The sequence below is a fragment of the Sphaerisporangium sp. NPDC005289 genome (genome assembly GCF_040607455.1).
In the GTDB taxonomy this organism is placed as follows: domain Bacteria; phylum Actinomycetota; class Actinomycetes; order Streptosporangiales; family Streptosporangiaceae; genus Sphaerisporangium; species Sphaerisporangium rhizosphaerae.
Genome location: NZ_JBEXGS010000018.1, coordinates 75354 through 92323 on the forward strand (window position 1 = coordinate 75354; position 16970 = coordinate 92323).

Genomic DNA, 16970 nt, shown 5'->3' on the forward strand with positions numbered 1-16970 from the left:
GCTTATCACCTGGATATCGGGAATCCGTTTGATATCGGGCTGATAACCGGTGGCCATAGTTTGTGCCAATGGATGTTCTCGGTGTGCTCGGTGGGATGGGTCCGCTCGCCTCGGCCGAGTTTCTGAAGACGCTCTACCACGCCAATCTCCGCTCCCGCGAACAGGACATGCCCCGGGTGCTCGTGGACTCCGACCCCGGCTTTCCCGACCGCACCGAGGCCGTGGACGGCCCGGGCGCGCAGGAGATCGCCCGCCGCCTCGACGCCCGGCTCGGCGACCTGCTCGCGCGCGGCGCCGACCGGCTCGTCATGGCCTGCTTCACCGCCCACCACTTCCTCCCGCTGGTCGACCCGCTGCTCCGGGCGCGGCTGACCTCCCTGGTGGATCTGACGATCGACGAGCTGGACCGCGCGGAGGGCAGGTTCCTGCTGCTGTGCACCGAGGGGACGCGGCGGGCGCGCATCTTCCAGAGCGCGCCGCTGTGGGACCGCGTCGCCGGCCGGGTGGCCCTGCTCGGAGAGCGGGACCAGGAGCTGGTGCACCGCATGGTGTACCGGATGAAGCGCAACGGCGCGCTGCCCGACGTCGCGCCGGCCGTCGACCGCCTGCGCGTCCGCTACGGCTGCACGGGCGTCGTCCTCGGCTGCACCGAGTTCCACCTGGTGTCAGGCGGGCTCGCAGCTCTGCTCGGCGAGGCGAACGTGGTCGACGCGTTGCGCGCGTTCGCCCGCACCATCCAGGCCCCCTATCGGAAGGACCTCCAGCATGCCGGATGAGAAGCTCGGCCCGCCCCCCTTCGGCGTGCTGCCCGGAGCCGCCGTGCGCCGCGTGCTGGCCGGCCGGGAGAAGCAGGTGGTCGAACTGGTCGAGGAGGCCTACCGCCTCCACGGCGAGGGCCGCACCGTCAACCCGCCGTCATACTTCCTGCGCTTCCCCGACCGGCCCACCGGGCGGATCATCGCGCTGCCCGCGTCCGTGGGCGGGCAGGACGCCGTCGACGGGCTCAAGTGGATCTCCAGCTTCCCCGCGAACGTGGCACGCGGCATCCCGCGCGCGTCCGGCGTGCTCATCCTCAACGACCCCGAGACCGGCTACCCGTACGCCTGCCTGGAGGCCTCCCTCATCAGCGCGGCGCGCACCGCGGCCTCGGCCGTCCTGGCGGCCGACCGTCTCACGCGCGGAGGGCGGCGGCCGGTGCGCGCCGGGTTCTTCGGCACCGGGCTGATCGCCCGCACGATCCACTCCTACTTCGCCGCCACCGGCTGGAGCTTCGACAGTGTCGGCGTGCACGACCTGGTGCCCGAGCGCGCCGCCGGCTTCGCGGCCGACCTGGCCGCCGCCGGCCAGGACGCCGTGGTGCACGACCGTCCCGAGGACCTGCTCCGCGCCTGCGACCTGGTGGTGTTCGCCACCGTCGCCGGCACGCCGCACGTGACCGACCCCGCCCTGCTGGCCCACAACCCGCTCGTCCTGCACGTGTCGCTCCGCGACCTCGCGCCCGAGATCGTCAAGGACGCCGCCAACGTCGTGGACGACGTCGACCACTGCCTGCGCGCCGGCACCTCCCTGGATCTGGCCCAGCAGCTGACCGGCGGGCGGGACTTCGTGGACGGGACCCTCTACGACGTCATGACCGGCGCGGTGACGGTCCGCCGCGACCGGCCACTGATCTTCTCGCCGTTCGGGCTGGGCGTGCTCGACCTCGCCGTCGGGCGGTTCGTCCACCAGGCCGCCGGTCACTCCGGCGACCTGTCCGTCGTGCCCGACTTCTTTGTGTGAAACCAGCCTTGTGTGAAACCGGCTCTGTGCCAAATCGGGCGAATTTCGCCCGCATAAACCGGCTCAATACGCTTCACGAGTCGCTCCGCCGCTGTTCTTAGGAGAGTCAGTTGACAGTTCTGGCAACGGCCGAAAGCGCCACCGGGGGTCTCCGGCTGAGCGCCACGGACGCCGACGAATTGGTGACCATCGCCCGGACGGTGATCCGTCAGGTCCCGGGCGGCCGCATCGACGACGCGGAGATGATCGCCGCCTGCCGCCGGGCGTCCATGCTGATGCCCGCCTCCCTGCGCGGGATGCTGCGCGGCTTCCTGCGCGAGTCCGGGGAGCGCGGCGCCGCGCTCATCCACAACCTGCCCATCGACGAGGCGTCGCTGCCCTGCACGCCCGGGACCGGCACCTCGGTGCAGCGGTTCGGCACCGTTCCCGCCCTGCTCCTCATGCTGATCGCCGCCGAGCTGGGCGAGCCCGTGGCCTTCCGCGCCGAGAAGTCCGGCGCCCTGGTACAGGACGTCGTACCGGTGCGCGGCAAGGAGGAGTTCCAGGGCAACGCCGGTTCGGTGCTGCTCAGCTTCCACAACGAGAACGCCTTCCACCCCTACCGGCCGGACTTCGTCATGCTCCTGTGCCTGCGCGCCGACCGCGACCGCGTCGCCGGCCTGCGCACGGCGAGCATCCGGGAGATCACGCCGCTGCTCAGCCCGGCGGCCAGGACGGCGCTGAGCAGTCCGGACTTCGTGACGGCCGCGCCGCCCTCGTTCGGCACCGGCCAGAGCACCGCCCCGCACGCGGTGCTGTCGGGCGCGCCGGAGGACCCCGACATCCGCGTCGACTTCGCCGCGACCAAGGCCCTCAGCCCCGAGGCCGAGCGGGCGCTGGCCGAGCTGGGGGAGCTGTGCGAGCGGGTCGCCCACACCGTCGTCCTCAACCCCGGCGACCTGGCGATCGTCGACAACCGGGTCACCATGCACGGGCGAACCGCGTTCCGCCCCCGCTACGACGGCGCCGACCGCTGGCTCCAGCGCACGTTCGTCCTGCGCGACTTCCGCCGCTCCCGCATAGACCGCCCCAACGACGGCCACATCATCGCCTGATCCACGGACTGCCACCCGGCCCGTCCCCACCCACGGGGACGGGCCGTCCCCGTGCCCAACCCCGCACACCGCCCACCCGCGCCGACGACGGGCCGTTCTCACATGACGTGGCCATGGCCCTTCTCGCGTGGACGGCGGTGGCCGGTGTCCGGACGGTGCGGTGATGACGGTCATCGCAATCGAGGGTGTGCCGCCTGAGAGCGTGGCGGTATCGGACGGTTGGCTGTGTCAGTCATGAAGTGCGAGCGTCGTGCTTCTCGCGGTTGGTAATGACCTGGTCCATGTGGGTCTGCGCCCAGTGCCTGAGGTGGCGTGTCAGGTGGTGGAGCGAGAGGCCGAGGTCGGTCAACTCGTAGGTGACGGTGACGGGGACGGTTGGCGTTACGGTGCGGGTGAGTAGGCCGTCGCGTTCGAGTGCTCGTAGAGTCTGGGTCAGCATCTTCTGGCTGACTCCCGCAAGCAGGCGGGAGATCTCGGAGTAGCGCATCGCTCGTGCGGCATCCGATGCACCAGGCTGGTCAGATTTGTCTGCTGTGTCGCCGCCAAGTGCGCACAGGATCAGCACGACCCACTTGTCCGAGATCCGGTCGAGGAGCCGGCGGCTGGGGCATGCCGCCAGGAACGCGTTGTACTCCATCTTGGCCTGCGCTCTCTGGGCGGCCTTCGCTGGCTTCACTGATCGCCTTTCGCCTGTGGGAGAGTTACGCACTTCAGAGTGCCTACTTCCCTGTGGGAAGTAACTATCCAATACTCGCCCAGGGAGGCTGAAGACGGCCACCCACGGCGACAAGCGAAAGGCACAACGATGATCGCGCCGACCACATCACTTCCCGGCGGCACCTGGACGCTGGGCAACTCGACCATCACCCGGTTCGGTTACGGCGCGATGCAACTCGCCGGCCCGTGGGTCATGGGGCCTCCCGCTGACCACGATGGCGCCCTGGCAGTATTGCGCGAGGTCGTCGCGGCCGGTATCACCCACATTGATACCAGCGACGCGTACGGACCGCGTGTCACCAACGAGCTGATCCGTGCGGCGCTGCATCCCTATCCGGAGTCGTTGTTCATCGCCACCAAGGTTGGGGCGAACCGAGATGCGCAAGGCGGCTGGCCCACGGCCCGGCGACCCGAAGATCTGCGCAAGCAGGTCCACGAGAACCTCCAGTCTCTCGGGGTCGAGACTCTCGATTTGGTCAACATGCGCATGGGTGATGCCGAAGGCCCCAAGCCTGGTTCGCTCGCCGAGGCGTTCGAGACGCTCGTCGAACTCCAGCGAGAGGGTCTGATCCGTCACCTCGGGGTCAGCAACGTCACCACCGAGCAGGTGGCCGAGGCCCGCGGTATCGCCCCGATCGTCTGCGTGCAGAACATGTACAACCTCGCCCACCGCCACGATGACGACCTCATTGACAGGCTCGCCGCCGATGGCATCGCCTACGTGCCGTTCTTCCCGCTGGGGGGCTTCACGCCGCTACAATCCGATGAACTCTCGGGGGTCGCGGTCCGGCTTGGGGCGACGCCGATGTCGGTCGCGTTGGCCTGGCTGTTGCAGCGCTCACCGAACATCCTGCTCATCCCCGGCACATCATCGACAGTCCATCTGAGCGAGAACATCGTCGGCGCTGGACTCTCCCTCTCCGATGAGGACTTGGCCGAACTGGAGAGTATCGGCCGCTGAACGCCATGCAGGCCGCGCCCGGGTCTGGCGACTGGCATGTCGCTCCTCCTGACGCAGGTTTCGCTTGCACCGACCTGATGCTGGTCACGATCCGTCGTCACCGGTGCAGTAGCACTACACCCTCGATCGTGCAGAGTCGTGATGGCCGTATGGTCAACCGTTGTTCGAGTCCCGCCGTGAACGGAGGCCCGCTCCGGCGGCGAGCACGACCAGCAGGCCCACCCCCACCAGCACCCGCCCGTCGAGTCCGGCCAGCCCCCCGCCCCCGGTGTCGGCGGCGCCCGCCGGGATCCTGGTCACCTTCCCGCTCCTGTCCGCGCCCGGAGCCTCCGTGGCGGCGCTCTCGTCCTCGTTCTCCGTCTCTGTATCGGTGAACGTGGAGGTGGGAGTGGGTGTGGGGATGGGCGTGGCAGTCGGAGTGGGCGTCGGAGTCGGTGTAGGAGTGGCAGTCGGGGTGGGCCGGCCCGTACCGGTGTCGCTGGTGACCGTCAGGGGATAGGCGGTGAGGTCGTCCTTGTTGGTCACCTCACACTTGATCACCCGGTCGCTGTCCTCGGGACCAACATTGATGGCACCCGGCCTGACCTCGGCCCTTCCCGCGGTCCTCAGCGTCGTCTTGATCGCCACTGCCGGCAGCGGGACGGCCTCGCCGGCACTGATCTCGGCGCCGAGGGACTCCGAGCCCGTGCCGGATGTCACCGGAGGCAGCTTGCTGATCGACGCGTACGCCCACAGAGCGGTGCCCGGCGGAAGGCCGGTGGCGGGGGCCCGCAAGGGCTCGCCGACGTAGATGCCGTGCCAGCCGATGGTCACCTGCCGGTCCGTCACCACGCCGGTGGGCATGGTCAGCTCGACCCGCACCCTGACGTCCTGCGGCTGCGCCCCTGTTGGGCCGGAGGCGCAGTGGTACTGCACGACGTCGGTGAGGACGGCCCTGCCATGCCGCGCTCCGGTGGCGTCGGCGTGGGCGGCGGCACAGAGGAGGAGCGGGCCGCCGATCAGGACGGCGAGGGGGAGGACCGAGGACGGACGCACGGGGGCTCCTGAGGTGACGGTGGGAGGTGAAGAGAGGACGGGGAGTGAAGGAGCTGGGTTGTCCGGAAATGTGCACGAAATTTTTTGGCGGGGGATTCGGGGTCGGGGCGGGGTGGTGGCAGGTGGGTTCGGGATCGCTGGAAATCGTTGTTCGAGCTGCCGTGGGGCGGGGGCGGGCGGCGGTGGAGGGCGGGGGGTGGCGGGGGCCACAGGGCCGGGCGGGTAGGGGGATCCGCCGTTTTCCGCGTCCCACAATCGAGCCGGGAGGGCGTGAGGGCCGTTCTAGAGGGGGTAAGGCAGAACGGCCCTGTCATCTCGTCGCCGTTCGCGGCGGGCTGACCAGACAAGCCAATGGAGGATCACGGTGACGCCCACCAACCCTGACAAGCCTCACAAGATCGGATCAGGCGGGCCGCGCTGGCGCCTCTCGGGACCGCCCATCCTCGCCGCCGCCGTCATGCTCGTGACGTCGGGAGGCGTCGGGATGGCCGCCGCTTCGGCCGCGTCCCCCACGCCGCCTCCCTCCGAGACCCCCAGCCCCACCCCCACGCTCACCGACACCCCGACCGTGCCGCCCACGGACGTCCCCACCGGCACCCCGTCGCCCGCCGTCCCTCCGCCCCCGGCCGAGACGCCGGCCGTCTCCGTGCCGCACGTGGCCCCGTGGGCGTTCGTCGGCACCCTGCACGGCGAATTCGTCATCCCGTCCAAGGACCGCTGCACCACCGTCACCCTGCTCACCCAGACCGGCCGGGCGACCTCCGTGTCCGAGGACGCGATCACCGTGCGCAGCCAGGACGGCTACGAAAAGGCGTACTCGATCATCGACGCCACCCGCGTCGTCTCCGGCCGTCGCGGCGACAGCGTGATCAAGCAGGGCGACTGGGTCGCGCTGACGGCCGTGCCGCAGGGTGACGACACCACTCCCGTCCCGCCGAGCCCGACGCCCACGCCCGAAGGTTCCGTGACCCCCACTCCGGAGGGTTCGGTCACGCCCACCCCGGAGGGCTCCGTCACTCCCACTCCCGAGGGCTCCGTCACCCCCACTCCCGAGGGCTCGGTCACGCCCGCCCCTGAGGGCTCGGTGACGCCCACGCCCGAGGGTTCCGTGACCGCCACGCCCGAAGGAACGGTGACGCCCGCGCCCGAGGGGCAGAGCGAGCCGGTCGCGCCTCAGGGGGAGACCGCGACCGCCGCCCCGGAGCTGTCCGCGACGGCCGGGTACATCGTGGACCTCTCGCGTCCGAACAAGAGGTACTGGCCGGGCAAGGGCTGGAAGCCCAGCACTTACTGGTGGCCGGGTCAGGCCAAGTGGCGCGCTCCCGCGTCCTGTCCCACGCCGACTCCGACCGAGACGCCGACCGAGACTCCGACCCCCACGCCGACCGTGACCCCGACGACCGAGCCGACCCTGCCCACCGAGACCCCGACGGCCGACCCGACGGCCGATCCGACGGTGACCCAGACGGTGACCGTCACCCCGACCCCCTGAGCCGTTCACACTGACGGGCGTCCGCGCTCGCGTCCGCTGAGCGGTTCACACTGACGGGCGTCCGCCCCCGCGGCCGCGGCACGACCTCCGTGCCGCGGCCGCTCCACGCCCGCCCCGCCGAGCCGGTGGGCCGATGCGCCGCCCGCTGGGCCGGTCGTCCAGAGGAGCCGGGTCGGCCGATGTCGCGGGTGAGCCGACCGGCGGCCGGTCGAACGGATGAGCCGGTCGCGCCGATGCCATCGGTGGGTCGGTGGGTCGGTGGGTCGGTGGGCCGGAAGAGCCGGGGGTCCTGTCGAGCTGCGGTTGCGGCCGGTCAGTCGCAGCAGCAGTCGTCGTCCTCCTCGGCGGCGTTCTGGCGGGCGGTCACCCCGTCCGAGGAGTCGTCGGTCGTCGTGACGTCGGCGGACCTCGCCTTCTTGCCCTTCTGCGACCGGCCGGGGTTGATGATGATGACCTTCAGATGGATGTTGCACACCTTGGCGTTCTTGCACAGCGCGTTCTGGATGCCGGTCGCACCGCTCAGGGTCTCGGCCGAGGTGTGCTGGATGCCCTTGTTGACGGTGGGGCTGCTCACCTCGGTGATGCTCTGGTTCCGCGTGCCGTTCCCGGCCTTCAGGACGGTGGGCACCGAGTCGTCGCCGTCGCCGTCGCCGCGCGGATGACCGCCCCTGGCCGCGCGGGCGAGCGTGCCGCCGCCGGACCGGCCGTGCCCGTGCGCCCGTGCGCGGCCTCGCTCCCCGGTCGCCGGCCGCGCATGCTCGCGGGTCTGGGCGTGCGTACGGGTGTGGTGGGGCCTGCTCGACGTCCGGCCCGTGTCGGCGTCGGCCGTCGCGGCGGGCGAGGTGACGACCAGGATCATCGGGGCGGAGGCCCCCGCGAGCAGCCACACGGCGAGGTGGCCTGCCATGCGGACTCGGCCGCGGTGCCGACGCGTCATCTTCCGCCCCCTGATGCCTCGCCCGCAGCCCGGGCGGCCAGGTCTGGATCAGGACCGGCCCGGTCAGCGTAACTCCGGGCGGCACGGCGGGCGGGTCCGCCGCGAACGGCGCGAGCGGGTCATTGCCGGATCATTGCCTTGGACGGTGCCAACCGCGGTGCGTGGCGCGGTTTCGCTGCTTGATGACGCAGACGCGCTGGTGCGTGCACAGAGCCGTCTGCGTGCGCGAGTATCCGCCGGTGATGGTGTTGGTCACCTGCTGCTGGCCGCGGACCACCGTAGGGCTGTAGATGGCGGCGTAGGTGTTGTTGCGCCGGCCGTTGCCCGCCGTCATGTGGATCGGCCCCCGGTCGCCGCCCCTGAGCACAGCGGCGCCGCCTCGGGGCGCGGCCGTCGCCTCGGCTCCGGCGGCCGAGGGCGCGGCGACCGCGATCAGCGCGCCGGCCAGGACACCCAGCAGCACCGCCCCCGGCACGCGGACGCGGACGGGGACGTGGACGTGGGCGGGGGCATGGTCCGGGGGGCCGTTCGTTCCGGCGGGCCGGCTCTGCGTGCGGTGAAGGGCCATCGGGCGCACCTGCCTCTCCAGGTCCGTCCGGCGGCGGGCGTTCCCCGGACCGGACATCGGCGACGTCAGGCTCCCTACCCCGTCGCCGGCCACGCCCTGTGCCGGAATGCTCACGACACGTGTGTCTTTGGACGCTCTTTGTCGCCGCCGCGATGGGTGGCGACGGCGTTGGGCGGGCCTGTACGCGACCATCGGTACGGTCACCTGGCGGCCTTCGGGAGCGGCGGGAACACCGGACCGGCCGGAAGGAGTTCGGCTGTGTGGACGACTGAGACGCGGGGAGCGTGAACGGTGATGGGACGGACCACGACGAGGTTGACGGCCGCCGCGGCGGTGGCGGCGGCCGGCTGGGCGCTGCGGGACGTCCCGGCGGAGCTCGGCGCCCGCCCACTGCGCTCCGGCGCGCGCCGCGCCGCCCGCATGCGCGCCTCGGCGCGGTTCGCGGACGGCGTCTTCGTCAACCCGATGCCCGGACCGACGAAGGTGCCGGCCGGGCCGCCGCCGGGCATGCTCCGTGAGCTGCTCACCGGCGCCGAGCGGCGCCGTCCGCCGGGGGAGGTCCCGCTCCTGACGCCGTCGGCCGAGCCGCCCACCCCCGACGGGCTGCGGGTCGTCTGGTACGGCCACGCCTCGACGCTGGTCGAGATCGAGGGACGGCGGGTCCTGTTCGACCCGGTGTGGAGCAGGCGGGTCTCGCCCTCCCAGCTCGTGGGGCCGAAGCGGCTGCACCCGGCGCCGGTCGGCCTCGGCTCGCTCCCGTCCCTCGACGCGATCGCCATCTCGCACGACCACTACGACCACCTCGACCTGGCGACCGTTCGCGTGCTGGCCCGCACGAGCACCGCGCCCTTCCTCGTACCCCTGGGCATCGGCGCACACCTGGAGAAGTGGGGAGTGCCGTCCGAGCGCGTCGTCGAGCTCGACTGGGACGAGGAGGCCGAGGTGGCCGGGCTGCGGTTCACCGCGACGGCGGCCCGGCACTTCTCCGGGCGGACCTTCCGCCGCGACGAGACGCTGTGGGGCTCGTGGGCGGTCGCCGGTGAGCGCCGCAAGGTCTTCTACGCCGGCGACTCCGGGTACTTCCAGGGGTATGCCGGCATCGGCGCCCAGCACGGGCCGTTCGACCTCACGCTGATGCCGATCGGCGCCTACAGCCCCGCATGGCCCGACATCCACATGAACCCCGAGGAGGCGGTGAACGCCCACGTCGACCTCGGCGGCGGTCTGCTGCTTCCCGTGCACTGGGCGACGTTCACGCTGGCCCTGCACCCGTGGGCGGAGCCCGTCGAGCGGCTGTGGCGGGAGGCCAAGGCCCGTGACGTCCGCATCGTGGCGCCTCGGCCCGGTGAGACCGTCGACGTCGACGCCGCGCCGGCGGTGGACGGCTGGTGGGAGACCCTGATAAGGCGGTGATGTGGACCTCTCCCAGGCGGTGAGCGAGCTGTACGGCGGCGCGCCGGAAGACTTCGTCGAGACGCGCAAGCGGCTGGCGGCCGAGGCAAAGAAGGCCGGGGACGCCGGCCTGGCCAAGAGCATCGGCGCGCTGCGGCGCCCCACGGTGTCCGCGTGGGCGGTGAACCGGCTGGCCCGTGACGCCCCCGACGAGCTGGACGAGCTGCTCGACCTGGGCGCCGACCTGCGCGCGGCCTGGGGGAAGGGCGGGCAGATCGGCGAGCTGGACCAGCGGCGCGGCGAGCTGGTCGCCCGCCTGGCCCGCACCGTCGACGCGCTGGCCGAGCAGGCGGGCCGTCCGCTGCGCGAGGGGGCCGCGCGCGAGATCGAGGACACCCTGCACGCCGCGACGATGGACGCGGCGGTGGCCGAGGAGGTCCGGCACGGCCGGCTCGCCCAGCCGCGCAGACACGTCGGCTTCGGCCCGGCCGACGACCTGTCCGCGCTTCTGGGGAGCTCCGTCGCCGGCGCCGCGCCGTCCGGAACGGACCGGCGCAAGGCCGGCCACTCCGCGCCGGCCGGCGGGCGCGCCGCCAAGGGCGCCCCGGCCGCCAAGGGCGATCGGGCCCAGCGGGCGGCCGAGGCGGCCAAGGCCCGCGAGGAGGCCAAGAAGCGGGAGGAAGAGGAGCGGCGCCGCCGGCGGGAAGAGCGGGCGGCGGCGGCCGAGGCCCAGGCCGCGCAGGCCGCGAGCGCCCTCGCCGAATGGGAGACGGAGGCCGGTGAGGCCGAGCGGGCTCACGTGGCCGCCACCGAGGAGGCCGACCGGCTGCGCCGCGAGCTCGCCGCGGCACTCGAACGCCAGGAGGCGGCCACCAAGCGGCTGAACATGGCCGAGCGCGAACGCGACCGCGCCACCCGCCGGGCCGCCGAAGCCCGCCGCCGCGCCGCCGAGGCCCGCGCGGAGTCCTGACCAGCGGGTGAGGGCAGGGTTGGTGCGGTCAGGGGAGGAGGGAGGGGCGTTCGCGGGTGGGGTGGCGAGGGCCGTGCCACTCGACCAGCATGACGGTGGCGTCGTCCTCCATCCGCTGGTCGTGGTAGGTGAGCACGTTGCGGATCAGCCGGCGCAGGGTTTCCTGTACGGGCAGGGCGTCCATCGCGCTGCGGATGACGAAGTCGACGAAGCGCGGCAGCCCGAACTCCTGGCCGTGCTCGTTGCGGGCCTCGGTGATGCCGTCGGTGTAGAGCAGCACGCGGTCGCCGGGCTGGAGCTGCTCCTGGCACGTCACCAGGGGCAGGCCGAGGTAGAGCCCGAGCGGATGGGACGGCCGGCAGTCCAGCGTGGCCACCCAGTGCCCGTCGCGGATCAGCACGGGTGGATGGTGGCCGCAGTTGATCCAGGTGAGCAGCCCGCTGGGGACGTCCAGGTTGGCCAGCACCGCGGTGGCGAAGCGCTCATCGGTGCCGAACTCCTCCATCAGGACGTCCTCGATCGCCTCGACGGTGGAGGCGAGGTCCTTGCCCTGGTGGCGGTGGCTGCGGCAGGCCGCGACGGCCAGGGTCGCGGTCAGGCCGGCGGAGGCGTCGTGGCCCATGGCGTCGTACATCGCCAGGTGCAGGGTGTCGCCCGCCAGGCCGTAGTCGAAGGCGTCGCCGCTGATGTCGTAGGCGGGCTCCAGCGCCGCGGCGATCACCACCTCGTCGTTGGCGAAGCTCAACGGCGGCATCAGGTTCCACTGCATCTCCGCCGTGACGCTCATCGCGCGAGTGCGCACGAGCCGGGCGTAGGTGTCACTGTGGGCGCTCTTGCTCGCCACCAGCAGCGCCACGGTCGAGGCCAGGCAGCGGATGTCCGCCTGGGTCCACTCGGTCTCCTGGTCCACGCTGACGCGCATCACCCCGAGGCGTTCGGTGCCGTCCAGCAGGGGCGCCCACCACCACTCGGGACGGCCGTCCTCGCCGGTCTTGGGGAGGACCTGCAGCTGCTGGAACGCCTTGCCCGCCAGGGTGCCGTCGACCCGCAGCTCGCAGGGCCCCAGAGGCTGGTCCTCGGGGTAGGGGAGCAGGTGCAGGTTCTCCTGCTGGAGGTCGACCAGGTACACAAGGATGTCGCGCATACCCGCGCCCGGGGCGTGCTCGGCGAGCAGCTCCGGCAGCATCTCCAGGCCCGAGAAGTGGCCGGCCTCCATCAGTTCGGCCATCAGATCGGCGGCACCGGCGGACAGCTTCCTCGCGATCACCTGGCCCCCTGCGTCCTCCCTGAGAGCCTTACCCCCGCTCGAGCAGCGGATGGGACATACCGGGCAAATTGTGGTCATAGGCACGGAAAGTGATGACGCACGTGCAGGTGCGCGTCACCCTTACCTCTCGCTAATCCCGTGCTCCGTAGACATGGTCCCGTCGGCCGGGCACCGGGCCCGGGGACGCGAGGAGGAGATCGAGATGGTTGTCCGGCGGCTGACCTTGGTGTTGGCGTCACTGCCCGTGCTCGCGCTGGCCGGATGCGGGGGGCAGGCGAAGGGGACGGGCGTCGCCTCGGCCGACGGCGGGGCCTCCGGCGGGCCCGCCGCGTCGGCCTCGCCCGCGACGTCCAGCGACCCGCTGAAGTTCGCGCAGTGCATGCGCGAGCACGGGGTCGACATGAAGGACCCCGATCCGGACGGCCGCATCCAGATGAAGATCGACAAGGGGCAGCAGGGCAAGATGGAGGCGGCGCAGAAGGTGTGCGGGAAGTACATGCAGGGCGGCAAGCGGATGGACGCGGACGACCCGAAGCGCCGGGACGCCATGCTGCGCTTCGCCCGGTGCATGCGCGAGCACGGTGTCGACATGGCCGACCCCAAGCCCGGCGAGGGCATCCTGCTCAGGATGCCCAAGCCGGGCAGCGGAGGGGAGGAGAAGGCCAAGGCCGCGCAGAAGGCATGCGAGCACTTCATGGGCGGCGGCCCGGGCGAGTGACCGCGGTCGGGCGGGGTGACGACGGCCAGGTCGGGTGACCGCAGCCAGGTCGGATGACGGCGCCCAGGTCGGGTGACCGCGGCCCGGTCGCGCCGGGTCGCCCCGCCGGTCACCTCGTGGCTGCGGGGAGGCGGGCCGCGACCGGGGGGCGGGCGGCGGGCAGGCTCACGGTGACGAGCAGGCCGCCGTCCGGACGGGGCGCCGCCTCCACCTGGCCGTCGTGCGCGGCGACGATGGCCCGGACGATCGAGAGCCCGAGACCGGAGCCCTGCGCCGAGCCGACGCGCTCGCGCAACCGGTGGAACGGCTCGAACAGGTCCTCGACCTCGTAGGCGGGGATCACCGGCCCGGTATTAGCCACCTTGATCACGATATTTTCGGAATCGTCGGTCACCTCGACCCGCAGCATCCCGTCCTTGACGTTGTACTTCAGCCCGTTCTCCACCAGGTTGAACACGCACCGCTCGATGAGCACCGGATCGCCCGCCGCCGTCGCCGGGGACAGTCGGCGCTCCAGGGCGACGCGCCGCCGCCGCGCGAGCGCCTCCAGCCCCTCGAGCACGCCGAGCGCCACCTCGTCCACCGCCACCGGCTTGCGCGCCACCAGCTCGTGCTCCGACCGGGTGAGCAGCAGCAGGCCCTCGATCAGCCGTTCGTGCCGGGCGTTGGTGCCCAGCAGCGCCTTGCCCAGGCGCACCAGGTCGTCGGAGGCGTCCGGCTCCTCCAGGGCCACCTCCAGCAGCGTCCGGTTGATCGCCAGCGGGGTGCGCAGCTCGTGCGAGGCGTTCAGCACGAACCGCCGCTGCGCGTCGAACGCCCGCTGGAGCCGGTCCAGCATGGCGTCGAAGGTGTCGGCGAGCCGCTTGACGTCGTCCCGTGGGCCGGCGAGGGCGATGCGCTCGTGCAGGGTGCTCTCCGAGAGCCGCTCGGCCGTCTCGGTCACCTGCCGCAGCGGGCGCAGCGCGCGGTCGGCCACCAGATGGCCGAGGACGATCGCCAGCACGCCCCCGACCAGCATGATGATGGCCGAGTTCTGGAACAGGTCGCCGAGCACCTGCTGTCTGCCCTGCTCCACCTGGGCGAGCACGTCGCGCTGCACCTTCATCGCGAACACCATGGGCTTGTGCGGCGAGGTGGGCAGGTCAGGCGGCAGCGTGGAGGTACCGAAGAACAGCTCCCGCTCCAGCGCGCGGGCCGTGAGCAGGTACGTCACCCACAGCAGCGCCGTCCCGGCCGTGAAGAACAGGCCGCTGTAGAGGATGGTGAGCCGGGTGCGCAGCCCGACGCCGCTCCACCACCCGCGCGCCCGCCGGGCGATCATCGCTCACCCCCCGGCCGCCCCGCCAGGCGGTACCCCATCCCCGGCACGGTCTCGATGACGTCCGGCTCTCCCAGCTTCCTGCGCAGGGTGGTGATGGTCACCCGCAACGCCCCCGTCCCCGACTCCACGTTCTCGTCCCACGCCCGCGCGACCAGCCGCCGCGGCGTCACCGCGGCCCCGCCGGCCCGCACCAGCTCCGCCAGCACGGCGAACTCCTTGCGCGTCAGCGTCACCGGCCGCCCGTCCCGGTGGACCGCGCGGACCGCCAGGTCCACCCGCACGCCCGCCCGCGACAGGACGGCGGGACGCTCCGGCGCGGTGCGGCGGGCGAGCGCGCGGATCCGCGCGACCAGCTCGGTGAACGCGAACGGCTTGGTGAGGTAGTCGTCGGCCCCCAGCGACAGCCCCGCGACCCGGTCGCCCACCCGCCCGGCGGCGGTCAGCATGAGCACCCGCCCGGACGCCCCCGCGGCGGCCAGGCGGCGGCACACCTCGTCCCCGTGCAGCTCCGGCAGGTCGCGGTCGAGGACGACCACGTCGTAGGCGGTGTGGCCGAGCCGCTCCAGCGCCTCGGCGCCGTCGTAGGCCACGTCCACCGCGATCGCCCTGCGCCGCAGCCCGCGGGCTATGGCGTCGGCGAGTTCGTCCTCGTCCTCGACGACGAGCACACGCATCGCGCGTCCCCCTTCGCTGGTCTGGCGGGCAACAACGGACGACTGACCAGCGTGCCTCAGACGGCGTTAGCAACCGGTAAGCCCGCCGGCCCCGTGCCGCGCTTACCCGCCGCTAATCCGCCGCTGACTAGAAACCCACCCATGCCGCGGGCGTGGGTCCCGCGGCGCGGAGGTGAACATCGATGGGAGCTCGGCGCCTGGGCGTCCTGCCGGCCGGGATCGGGGTGACCGCGATCCTGGCCGGGGCGGCCGCGGCGGCTGTGGTGATGAACTCCGGCGCCGGCGCGGCGTCGCCGTCCGCGTCGCCGGCGAGGAGCACGGCCGAGATCACGCGTGGCGACCTGGTGGACACATCCTCGGTGGACGGGACGCTGACCTACGCCGGCGAGCGGAAGGTCTACGCGGGCGCGCCCGGCACCGTGACGGCCGTCGCCGCCGAGGGGAGCACCGTCACCCGCGGCCACGCGCTGCTCAAGGTGGACCGCAGGCCGCTCGTGCTGATGTACGGGCGGGTCCCGGTGTACCGGACGATGCGGCGCGGCGTGAGCGACGGGCCCGACGTCCGCCAGCTCGAGTCCAACCTCAGGGCTCTGGGCTACGGGGACGACATGACCGTGGACGAGGAGTTCACCTACGCCACCGACCAGGCCGTACGGGAGTGGCAGGAGGACCGCGGGCTCCCGGAGACCGGCGCGGTGGACGCGGCCCAGGTCGTGTTCCTCGACGGGCCCGTGCGGGTCTCCTCGGCCGAGGTGGAGGTCGGCGACGCCGTGGGGCCGGGCAGGCGGGCGCTCGCCGTCACCTCCACCCGCCGCACCGTCCACGTGGACCTCGACACCGACTACCAGGCCATGGCCAGGAAGGGGGCGGCCGTGACCGTCGAGCTGCCCGGGGGGCGCCGGGTCAAGGGCACGATCTCCGAGGTGGGCACGGTGGCCAGGTCCAGCGGCCAGGAAGGCGATCCGGGAGGCGGGGACGGGGCCACCATCGACGTCGACATCACGCTGAAGTCGGCCAGGAAGGTCGGCCGGCTCGACCAGGCGCCGGTCACCGTGGACATGGAGAGCGAGCGGGTGAAGGACGTGCTGTCGGTGCCGGTCGAGTCGCTGCTCGCCCTGGCCGAGGGCGGCTTCGGCGTCGAGGTCGTCGAGGGCGCGTCCTCCCGCTACGTCGCGGTGGAGACCGGGGCCTACGGCGGCGGACGGGTCGAGATCACCGGCCCCGGACTGGCCGCCGGCATGAAGGTCGGGGTGCCGGAGCAGTGAGCGCCATCGTCCGGCTCACCGACGTGCGCAAGGTCTACGGCGGGCACGTGGAGGCCCTGCGCGGGGTGAGCCTGGTCATCGAGGAGGGCGAGCTGCTGGCCATCGTCGGCCCGTCCGGGTCGGGCAAGTCCACGCTCCTCCACATGATCGGCACCCTGGACCGGCCCACCTCGGGAAGCGTCCGCATCGCCGGCCACGAGATCGCCGAGCTGTCGGACCGGGAACTGTCCGCGCTGCGCGCCCGCCGCCTGGGGTTCGTCTTCCAGCAGTTCCATCTGGCGCCCGGCACCACCGCGCTGGACAACGTGGCCGACGGCTCCCTCTACAGCGGACGCCCGCTGCGCGAGAGGCGCGAGCGGGCCGCCGCCGCTCTGGAACGGGTGGGACTCGGGCACCGGCTCGCGCACAAGCCCCACCAGCTCTCCGGCGGGGAGCAGCAGCGGGTCGCCGTCGCGCGCGCCGTCGTCGGGGACCCGCCCCTGCTGCTGGCCGACGAGCCCACCGGGAACCTGGACTCGGCGGCGGGCGCCGAGGTGCTGGAGGTCCTGCGCACCCTGCACGCCTCCGGCACCACTGTCGCGATCATCACCCACGACGTGGACGTCGCCGAACGGACGCCCCGGAGGGTACGCGTCCGGGACGGCCTCATCGCCGCCGACGACGGTCCACCGCCGATGCGACCGGCCCGTACCGGCACCGGCGTCGGCGACGATCCCCCGATGAGCGGCCCGGCCACCCCGCGGGAGATCGAAGGGAGCACCCGATGAACGGCACGACCGC

Annotated in this window: 17 protein-coding genes; 10 read left to right on the forward strand and 7 right to left on the reverse strand. The window is 72.5% G+C overall.

Annotation, left to right across the window (positions count from 1 at the left end; translation table 11 throughout):
• Positions 1–68 precede the first annotated feature (68 nt).
• The 3 genes from ABZT47_RS27790 (at position 69) to ABZT47_RS27800 (ending at position 2873) form a co-directional block, all read left to right on the forward strand.
• On the forward strand, positions 69–776 hold the full coding sequence (locus ABZT47_RS27790) for an aspartate/glutamate racemase family protein (RefSeq protein ID WP_354848147.1): 708 nt from the start codon (positions 69–71) through the stop codon (positions 774–776).
• Entirely contained in the window at positions 766–1779 is a 1014-nt protein-coding gene (gene sbnB / locus ABZT47_RS27795) for a 2,3-diaminopropionate biosynthesis protein SbnB (protein WP_354848150.1), read from the forward strand. The genes ABZT47_RS27790 and sbnB overlap by 11 nt, the downstream gene beginning before the upstream one ends.
• A gap of 110 nt (positions 1780–1889) precedes the next feature.
• On the forward strand, positions 1890–2873 hold the full coding sequence (locus ABZT47_RS27800; RefSeq protein WP_354848153.1) for a clavaminate synthase family protein: 984 nt from the start codon (positions 1890–1892) through the stop codon (positions 2871–2873).
• Positions 2874–3105: 232 nt separating this feature from the next.
• On the opposite strand, the gene ABZT47_RS27805 is transcribed toward ABZT47_RS27800, so the two are convergent.
• Complete coding sequence (locus ABZT47_RS27805) at positions 3106–3510, reverse strand: helix-turn-helix domain-containing protein (protein ID WP_354848156.1); 405 nt, start codon at positions 3508–3510, stop codon at positions 3106–3108.
• A gap of 168 nt (positions 3511–3678) precedes the next feature.
• Between ABZT47_RS27805 and ABZT47_RS27810 the strand changes: the two genes are divergently transcribed.
• Entirely contained in the window at positions 3679–4551 is an 873-nt protein-coding gene (locus tag ABZT47_RS27810) for an aldo/keto reductase family oxidoreductase (protein ID WP_354848159.1), read from the forward strand.
• A gap of 153 nt (positions 4552–4704) precedes the next feature.
• Here ABZT47_RS27810 and ABZT47_RS27815 read toward each other — a convergent pair whose 3' ends face one another.
• On the reverse strand, positions 4705–5586 hold the full coding sequence (locus ABZT47_RS27815) for a hypothetical protein (protein WP_354848162.1): 882 nt from the start codon (positions 5584–5586) through the stop codon (positions 4705–4707).
• A gap of 364 nt (positions 5587–5950) precedes the next feature.
• Between ABZT47_RS27815 and ABZT47_RS27820 the strand changes: the two genes are divergently transcribed.
• Complete coding sequence (locus ABZT47_RS27820; RefSeq protein WP_354848165.1) at positions 5951–7078, forward strand: hypothetical protein; 1128 nt, start codon at positions 5951–5953, stop codon at positions 7076–7078.
• Between the two features lie 313 nt (positions 7079–7391).
• Here ABZT47_RS27820 and ABZT47_RS27825 read toward each other — a convergent pair whose 3' ends face one another.
• Positions 7392–7985 carry a hypothetical protein gene (locus ABZT47_RS27825; RefSeq protein ID WP_354848168.1) on the reverse strand — a complete coding sequence of 198 codons (594 nt, stop codon included), beginning with the start codon at positions 7983–7985 and terminating at the stop codon, positions 7392–7394.
• A 160-nt stretch (positions 7986–8145) separates the two neighbouring features.
• On the reverse strand, positions 8146–8583 hold the full coding sequence (locus tag ABZT47_RS27830) for a hypothetical protein (protein WP_354848171.1): 438 nt from the start codon (positions 8581–8583) through the stop codon (positions 8146–8148).
• Between the two features lie 294 nt (positions 8584–8877).
• On the opposite strand from ABZT47_RS27830, the gene ABZT47_RS27835 reads away from it, so the two are divergent.
• Both ABZT47_RS27835 and ABZT47_RS27840 read left to right on the forward strand, forming a co-directional pair.
• On the forward strand, positions 8878–9996 hold the full coding sequence (locus ABZT47_RS27835) for an MBL fold metallo-hydrolase (RefSeq protein WP_354848174.1): 1119 nt from the start codon (positions 8878–8880) through the stop codon (positions 9994–9996).
• Position 9997: 1 nt separating this feature from the next.
• Positions 9998–10945: a hypothetical protein gene (locus ABZT47_RS27840; RefSeq protein WP_354848176.1), complete on the forward strand. Its 948-nt coding sequence runs from the start codon at positions 9998–10000 to the stop codon at positions 10943–10945.
• Between the two features lie 28 nt (positions 10946–10973).
• Here ABZT47_RS27840 and ABZT47_RS27845 read toward each other — a convergent pair whose 3' ends face one another.
• Complete coding sequence (locus ABZT47_RS27845; RefSeq protein ID WP_354848179.1) at positions 10974–12212, reverse strand: PP2C family protein-serine/threonine phosphatase; 1239 nt, start codon at positions 12210–12212, stop codon at positions 10974–10976.
• Between the two features lie 202 nt (positions 12213–12414).
• On the opposite strand from ABZT47_RS27845, the gene ABZT47_RS27850 reads away from it, so the two are divergent.
• Complete coding sequence (locus tag ABZT47_RS27850) at positions 12415–12930, forward strand: hypothetical protein (protein WP_354848182.1); 516 nt, start codon at positions 12415–12417, stop codon at positions 12928–12930.
• A gap of 109 nt (positions 12931–13039) precedes the next feature.
• Here the strand turns inward: ABZT47_RS27850 and ABZT47_RS27855 are convergent, their stop codons facing one another.
• Complete coding sequence (locus ABZT47_RS27855; RefSeq protein ID WP_354848185.1) at positions 13040–14251, reverse strand: ATP-binding protein; 1212 nt, start codon at positions 14249–14251, stop codon at positions 13040–13042.
• Positions 14248–14925 (reverse strand): response regulator transcription factor, encoded by a 678-nt coding sequence (locus ABZT47_RS27860; protein WP_354848188.1) that lies wholly within the window; start codon positions 14923–14925, stop codon positions 14248–14250. Before ABZT47_RS27860 ends, ABZT47_RS27855 begins: the two co-directional genes overlap by 4 nt.
• Positions 14926–15107: 182 nt before the next feature.
• On the opposite strand from ABZT47_RS27860, the gene ABZT47_RS27865 reads away from it, so the two are divergent.
• Positions 15108–16190 (forward strand): peptidoglycan-binding protein, encoded by a 1083-nt coding sequence (locus ABZT47_RS27865; RefSeq protein ID WP_354848191.1) that lies wholly within the window; start codon positions 15108–15110, stop codon positions 16188–16190.
• Between the two features lie 5 nt (positions 16191–16195).
• Positions 16196–16957, forward strand: a complete 762-nt coding sequence (locus ABZT47_RS27870) for an ABC transporter ATP-binding protein (RefSeq protein WP_354848389.1) — start codon at positions 16196–16198, stop codon at positions 16955–16957.
• The last annotated feature ends 13 nt before the right edge of the window (positions 16958–16970 follow it).